This is a genomic window from Nostoc sp. (assembly GCF_036916975.1).
GTDB lineage: Bacteria > Cyanobacteriota > Cyanobacteriia > Cyanobacteriales > Nostocaceae > Nostoc.
The window spans coordinates 1-7,123 of sequence record NZ_JBALFF010000116.1; the positions used below are offsets into that span (position 1 = coordinate 1).

A 7,123-nucleotide genomic window follows, 5' to 3' on the forward strand; every position below is an offset into this window, starting at 1 on the left:
TCCCAATTTTGGGAGAGGGGAGCAAATTCTCTAGTTCCCCAAATCCCAATTTTGGGAGAGGGGAGCAAATTCTCTAGTTCCCCGAATCCCAATTTTGGGAGAGGAGAGCAAATTCTCTAGTTCCCCGAATCCCAATTTTGGGAGAAGGGGTTAGGGGATGAGGGCTTATCAAGGTTTGTTTTTGCACCTGACGGGATGCTCCCACTCCTAGACCTTTTTCCACGGGAGTTTGACTGTAAAACGACTACCTTTACCTAACTGACTTTCAGCATGGACAGTACCACCATGTAACTCGACAATTTTTTGCACCATTACTAATCCTAAACCGGTACCTGTAGCATCGCGGTTAGAGGGATTTTCAACTTGCACAAAAGGTTGAAATAACTGGAAAAGGTCATCAGAAAGCATACCAATACCGGTATCTACCACGCTGAAAAAGATATATTCATTTGTGGAATTTGGCTGGACTTCAATCCAAACTTTGCCTCCTTCTTTAGTAAACTTGATAGCGTTAGTCAATAGGTTGATAAATACTTGGCGGATGCGGCGTTCATCGACTTGGATAGGTTCGAGTTCTTCAAGTATTTGTCCACTCAGGTGGATATTTTTTTCCAACGCTAAATGTTTAACAAAACTCAAGCTAGAGTCACATAATCCTTGAATCGAAGTCGGGGCTAATTGCAGTTCTATCTTGCTAGATTCGATATCGGTAAACTCAAGGATCTGGTTAATCAATTCTAGTAAATTCTTCCCGTTGGATTCGAGAGTATTTAGGGACTGGCGCTGTTCTTCATTCACAGTACCGTATACTTGATTTTGGAGTGCTTCTGTGATTCCCAGAATGGAGCTTAAGGGAGTCAGCAGTTGATGGCTGATGTTTCCTAAAAAGGTGCTTTTGGCACGTTTTGCGATTTGGGCAGCTTCTTTAGCCTCACGGAGAGCGGATTCTGCTCGTTTGCGATCGCATACTTCTAAAGTCAGGGTGACAAATTCAGCTATTGAGCTAACAAAGTTTTGCTCGCTCAGTTCCCATATCCGGGGAATATCAACCTGCTCATACAATACTGTTCCTACAACTTCGCCGCCAACCCAAATGGAAGTATTAATTAGGGATACAATATTTTTCGGTTCTAGCAGTTCATGCCATAATTCTTGTATGCGTAGATCGGTGCGAGTGTCGCTGATGGCAATAATCCGCGCAGATGTCAGGGATTTAAAATAGATGGGATAATCTGCAAGGTTGCGTTCTAAACCTGCCGAATGTCTCTGAGTGCTAAGTTCATAGAGACTTATACATTGTAGTTTGGTGCGGTCGCCATTGAATAACCACACACTGACTCGTTCTATTTCTAAAGCATTTGCTGCTTTCTCGGTAATAACTTTGAATGCCGTTTCTAGCTTTCCTTCTGAAATCGCTTTATGATTTGCTAGTTCTGCCAATACCTGATGATGCTTTTTTAGGATGCGCTCAGTGTTAATCTGTACTTGAACCTCTTGTTGTAATTCTTGAGTTCGCTGCAAAACTTGCAATTCTAACTCTTCATTTTTGGTTATCTGTGCAGTAAAGCTTTTCCGTAACTGCTGTATCATCTCATTAAAAGATTCACCTAGCACCTCTAGTTCTTTAATGCCCTGTACTATCACCACTGAGTCTTCGCCATTAGCCAATGCTAAATCTTTTGTCGCCGCGCTGAAGTCCAAAATTGGCTGAGTTATCCAACGGGCGGTTATAATCCCTAGTAAAGTAGCTAATCCTAATGCTCCCAGACAGAGAAAAATTGTAGTTTGAGTGTTGCGTTCAATTTGTCCCATAAAGTCTGCTTCTGGGACAGCCACTACTATTAACCAGTTGAGATTTAATTCCCCCTCTAAGGGTCTAATTTCTAAAAATTGTCGTTTGCCGTCAAAGGAGAAATCTAGTTGCTGTAAACTTTGAATCTGGTCAAAGTTACTAAATTTAGTTGTCAAATATTTAGCGCTTGCTTGAGTCAAAGAATTCTCGCTTTGAGAAGCTGCCAACCTAATGGGTTTACCATTTTGTAAGCGGAATGGTTCTTCGGTTGTGGAACTTGCTACTAATAGCCCCGATCGCTCGATAATAAAAACTTGCCCAGACTTGCCAACAATAATATTTTGTAGCAAATCTCCAATTTGTGATATATGAGTTAGAGCGCTGTTGACTCCGAGTAATTGGCCTTGGGAGTTATATATAGGAAGAGAAGCACTAATTAGCAGCGTTGGTTCAGTCAGAGCTGTAAAAATCTGACTAAAGCTGAATTTTTTGGCATTAACTGCTGCTTGATAATCAGGACGCGATCGCGCATCATAGTTTTTGATCGCTTCTGGAAGTTGGGTACGTTGACCAAGAGAGTCAATTTTGTAAGTGTAGAGGTCGTACCCAGTTGACTTGTCGGCTTTTCTGAGTAAAAATTGGCGATCGTTGAGCTTTTCCACCGCTAAGTGTTCAAGCTGTTCATTGCTTGCCGTTAAAGCGATAGCATCAGGAAAAATCTCTAACTGCTTTATTAAGTATGATTCCCAGGTTGCCAAATTTTCCATCTTTAGCAACCCGATGTCAATGATATTTTGATTACCCCGTAGTTCTTGACGCAAAGTTGAGAGATAAGTCTGTAAATTCTGCTCTACTCGATTAGCGACTTCATAACGCAATTCGCTAGCTACCTCATTGACTGCCTTTTGCCCATTGTGGATCGATAAGTATGTAGATAATCCCACAGCTAGCAAGATTTGCAGCAGAAACAACCCTATCAAAATCCGACGTAGGGGTACGCCTTTAAACAGAGAAAAAACACCACTTTGCCCAGTATTTTTGTTCATCTGCCCACTCCCCCTGACTGTCTTGTAGTACTAAGTACAACACCTCGACTTTGCTGTTCTGTGGGTTTATACATAGTTTGTACTCGGTCGGGTCAAGAGCCAATATAGCACTTATAGTCAAACAACAAAACGTTTTAACGGACTAGAACATGAGTCTCAGTCATCTAAAGATGACTTTAGGCGGGCTAGATGAGAATGAAATAGCCCTACATCATGTCTAGCTACTTACAGCATATTTTGAAGTAAAATAGGCTTTATCCCTAGTTTGGAGACTTAGGTTGTGTACTTCAGCAAATTTAAATCTGCTGGAATTTGGACAGACATAACTTTTTCAATTCTTTGACAAACTCTTGTCACATCAAACTCTTAAGTTAAACAATATTAGCTTTGGCAAAATAATTATAAGTGACTACACCCAGAAAAATCGAGACGAATTATGGGAGCATCCCGTCAGGTGCAAAAACCTTGATAGCCCTCATCCCCTAACCCCTTCTCCCATATGAAGGGATTCGGGGAACTAGAATTATGTCTCCCCTCTCCCAGGGATTCGGGGAACTAGAATTATGTCTCCCCTCTCCCAGGGATTCGGGGAACTAGAATTATGTCTCCCCTTTCCCAGGGATTCGGGGAACTAAAATTATGTCTCCCCTCTCCCATATTTGGGAGAGGGGTTGGGGGTGAGGGAAAAGATTTAAGCCAAAATTGGGATGCTCCCCGAATTATTGACTTTTACCTTTTAAAGTCAAGCTCCAAACTGATTCTAGTCAAATTAACGTCAGCACCTTAATCATCAAAATTAAGAATTGCATTCTAATAAGACTTACGCATCAAGTACGAAATGTAGCGACAATTCATGAATTGTCCCTACGGTAAATTAAGGCTTTCACTGCTTTTTGCGTAAGTCCTATCTAATTTAATTTGTGAATTTCACCTCAATCCTCTCAGATTGAAATTTAGAAATTTATTTCCCTCTAAAGCAACAATTATTTCTGAAGGTTCAAATAACTATGAATAATCTATCTAGCCCTTCTCTAGAAGGAAGTAATGAAAATGAAAAACCTTTATCTACTGCTGATTCAGTACGTACTTATCTGCGCGAGATTGGACGTATACCTTTATTAACTCATGAGCAAGAGATTAATTTTGCCAAGCAAATTCAACAAATGATGGCTTTACTGGCTGCAAAAGAAAAATTAGCTATTGAGTTAAAACGTCAACCGACACAGCAAGAATGGGTTGAAAATATAAATATCGGTGAAAAATTACTGCTGCAACAGCTACATCAGGGACATCAAGCCAAGCAAAAAATGATTCAGGCTAATCTGCGACTTGTGGTATCTATTGCTAAGAAGTATCAAAGACATAACCTAGATTTTCTCGATTTGATTCAAGAAGGAAGTTTAGGTTTAGAGCGAGGAGTTGAAAAATTTGATCCGACTAAAGGGTACAAGTTTTCAACCTATGGCTATTGGTGGATTCGTCAGGCAATTACACGAGCGATCGCCGAACAAGGACGTACTATCCGCTTACCTATTCATATTATCGAAAAACTGAACAAAATCAAGCGTATCCAACGTGAACTAACTCAAAAATTAGGTCGTACTCCTACCGCAGTTGATATCGCCCATGAACTATCTTTAGATCCCAAACAAATTCGAGATTATTTGCTATTAGCGCGTAAAACTGTCTCTCTAGAATTGCGAGTTGGCTTAGAAAAAGAGACAGAATTACAAGATATGTTAGAAGATAATGGACTCTCCCCAGAATTATACGCTGACCAAAAGTTTCTCCAACAAAATATTCAAATTTTGTTAGAGAAATTAACTCCCCAGCAACAAAAAATATTAACTTTGCGTTTTGGTTTAACAGATGGTAATGAACTTTCTTTAGTAGAGGTTGGTCAACGTATGGGTATTAGTCGAGAACGAGTGCGACAGATAGAGCAACAAGCTTTGGGTAATCTACGGAGACATAAGGATAAGATACGCAGCTATCTAGCTAGTTAAATAATTCGTAATTCGTAATTCGTAATTCGTAATTCGTAATTCGTAATTCGTAATTCGTAATTCGTAATTCGTAATAGAGCCTCCGGCAGGCTTTGTGCGTTCGTAATAGAGAGTCTACGCAATCTACAAAAACAAAGATTGAACAGTCAAATCCTTCTGAGTAATGGTGAAGTTACGCTGTTCTGCTGTAGCAATAAATGAAACGATCGCTTCACAGGCCACGGCTACGGTTAACATTACTAGGTTTCGTGTCAGAGGATAATCACAGACATCATCATTAACCTCAGAAGGAACGCGATAAACGTCATTCCAAATCACTTCGGCATAATCAACCGATAGCCCAGCATGAAGACAAGGAATGCTTAGTTGTTCAGCATAATCTTTCACTGCTTGACGTGACACACTATTGTCAAAGACATCGACAATTAGCTGACTGTCTTTGAGTAGTTGGGTTGTATTTGCTGATGTCAACTCAAGAGTTTTAGCATCAACTTTAATAGCAATTGCTCGATATAAATTGTTTGCCAAAATTTTCGCTTTGAACGCTCCAACATCAGAACGGTAGTAAGGCTGAGTTGAAAGATTACGCTCCTCAATGCGATCGCGATCGATCACTGTAAGTTTATCAAAACCAGAGCGAGCTAAGTTTTCCGCAATGTTAGCTCCTAATGCTCCAGCGCCACAAATTGTTACAGGATAATTTTTTAGCTTTGCCATCACAGCATTGCTGCGGTAAAGCTGTTCGTGAAAAAAGATGTTCATCACTCTTGTTGTTCCATTACACCTACTAAGGATTGCAAGTCAAAATCGCGATCGCGTCCACTCAGACAAATGCCAGAACTGACAACAGTCAAGTCAGCTTTAGCGATCGCGCTTGTGTGGCGAACACCATCAGCAGTTGTCCAATCGACTGTCCAATAATCGCCGCGATCGTGGAATTGATTTAAGCTACCCCCGCCCATCCGCAATGCCTTTTTTAGTCGCTTTTCATCTTGTTGAGGTTGAGTCAAGCCCTCAATGCGCCGCGTTGCTAATTCATACAATGTGCGGATTTCGGGAGTTATACCTTTAAACTGTAATTCCGAAGCAGGGGTGAGTTGCTTGAGGGCAGATTGCAGAGTTTCAACAATTGCCAGATCGCTACGGCGATCGACTTCCTCAAACCAGTATGAATGTCCATTCCAACGGGCAATAACTTGCTCAAAGGTAACGCCCTCGGTAACTAGATGGATGGCGATCGGCTTAACTACCTTAAACCGTTGACGCATATCTGCTTCATTTACAGGGTATGCTAACCAAGTTTGTTTTTGCAGTGGGTGTGCTAGCCGCAATCGTATTTGGAGAAAGTGTTGCAGATATTCCGCAATCTGGGGTAAGTCTGCTTCTTCTACAACCGTTGCTGTTTTCTCATCCACAGGCTGAAAAATCCCCCAACCTTCAAATTTACTAGGCTTTGGACTGAAGGTATAGACCATCCCAGCTACCCGGGTGCGAACTCGTCCACCTTTGACACAGGGGGCAAGAAATTGGGTTGTAGACAATTGTGCTTGTGCGATCGCAATTTGGTTGATTAGCTTATGGATGTCAGGCATAATTTATCCATGATTTACGCATAATTACATAAGAATTTTCCTGAATTTAAGTATATAAAAAACATAGATTGCGCTCGATAAACCAAAAAAAGTAGAAAAATAATGACTACCCAAATACAACAAATATCAGAATCCCGAAAAAAGTTAGCATCTGCTTACCGTGCAGTTTACGCAATTGGGGTTTTGTGTAGTTTTTTAAGCATAATATTCTTTGTTGCTGGTAATCGATTGCCTGATTTTATAATATTGGGAATTGTTTCTTTATTTTTTGGTTTACTCTATCTAGTTCTAGGTTTTTTTGTACAACGTAAATCCAAAATTGCACTAGGTATTGCAGTAGGATTAATGTCGTTAAATGTGTTAACTGGCATTTTGAATATGATTCAAACTGGTAAACCGTTTGGCTTCATTCTTCCCATGATATTTTTAGGTCAGACTATAGAAGGATTTAAAGCTATAGAAGTATTAAAGTCAAAGAATTGAAGCAATACGGTTCACTTAATAAAATTGCTTTGTTGGGTAGAACATTCGTGTTACCCAACTAATTCAAGCAAGTGTTGGGTTTTGTTCCTTAACCCAACCTACGTAGAAGTTGAGCTACTAGCGTTGGGGGAGACAAAGACTAAAGCGTAGCTTTGGCGGGGGTGGGGTTCTTCGGGTTTAATAAGCAATCAAGCGGACATGATA

Annotated in this window: 5 protein-coding genes; 2 read left to right on the forward strand and 3 right to left on the reverse strand. The window is 40.5% G+C overall.

The window, feature by feature from the left end; all coding sequences use genetic code 11:
• Nucleotides 1-207: 207 nt before the first annotated feature.
• Nucleotides 208-2,838 carry a sensor histidine kinase gene (locus tag V7K73_RS26725; protein ID WP_334884641.1) on the reverse strand — a complete coding sequence of 877 codons (2,631 nt, stop codon included), beginning with the start codon at nucleotides 2,836-2,838 and terminating at the stop codon, nucleotides 208-210.
• Between the two features lie 1,007 nt (nucleotides 2,839-3,845).
• On the opposite strand from V7K73_RS26725, the gene V7K73_RS26730 reads away from it, so the two are divergent.
• The gene (locus V7K73_RS26730) at nucleotides 3,846-4,844 is read left to right on the forward strand and encodes an RNA polymerase sigma factor, RpoD/SigA family (protein WP_334884643.1); all 999 of its coding nucleotides are present in this window, start codon (nucleotides 3,846-3,848) and stop codon (nucleotides 4,842-4,844) included.
• Between the two features lie 123 nt (nucleotides 4,845-4,967).
• Here the strand turns inward: V7K73_RS26730 and V7K73_RS26735 are convergent, their stop codons facing one another.
• Both V7K73_RS26735 and V7K73_RS26740 read right to left on the reverse strand, forming a co-directional pair.
• The gene (locus tag V7K73_RS26735) at nucleotides 4,968-5,606 is read right to left on the reverse strand and encodes a HesA/MoeB/ThiF family protein (RefSeq protein ID WP_334884649.1); all 639 of its coding nucleotides are present in this window, start codon (nucleotides 5,604-5,606) and stop codon (nucleotides 4,968-4,970) included.
• Nucleotides 5,606-6,436 (reverse strand): hypothetical protein, encoded by an 831-nt coding sequence (locus V7K73_RS26740; RefSeq protein WP_334884645.1) that lies wholly within the window; start codon nucleotides 6,434-6,436, stop codon nucleotides 5,606-5,608. Before V7K73_RS26740 ends, V7K73_RS26735 begins: the two co-directional genes overlap by 1 nt.
• A gap of 102 nt (nucleotides 6,437-6,538) precedes the next feature.
• Between V7K73_RS26740 and V7K73_RS26745 the strand changes: the two genes are divergently transcribed.
• Nucleotides 6,539-6,919 carry a hypothetical protein gene (locus V7K73_RS26745; protein ID WP_334884647.1) on the forward strand — a complete coding sequence of 127 codons (381 nt, stop codon included), beginning with the start codon at nucleotides 6,539-6,541 and terminating at the stop codon, nucleotides 6,917-6,919.
• The last annotated feature ends 204 nt before the right edge of the window (nucleotides 6,920-7,123 follow it).

Excerpts from the sequence above, each read along its gene's own strand:
- V7K73_RS26725 (WP_334884641.1), bottom strand. The coding sequence starts at position 2,838 with ATGAACAAAAATACTGGGCAAAGTGGTGTTTTTTCTCTGTTTAAAGGC.
- V7K73_RS26730 (WP_334884643.1), top strand. The coding sequence starts at position 3,846 with ATGAATAATCTATCTAGCCCTTCTCTAGAAGGAAGTAATGAAAATGAA.
- V7K73_RS26735 (WP_334884649.1), bottom strand. The coding sequence starts at position 5,606 with ATGAACATCTTTTTTCACGAACAGCTTTACCGCAGCAATGCTGTGATG.
- V7K73_RS26740 (WP_334884645.1), bottom strand. The coding sequence starts at position 6,436 with ATGCCTGACATCCATAAGCTAATCAACCAAATTGCGATCGCACAAGCA.
- V7K73_RS26745 (WP_334884647.1), top strand. The coding sequence starts at position 6,539 with ATGACTACCCAAATACAACAAATATCAGAATCCCGAAAAAAGTTAGCA.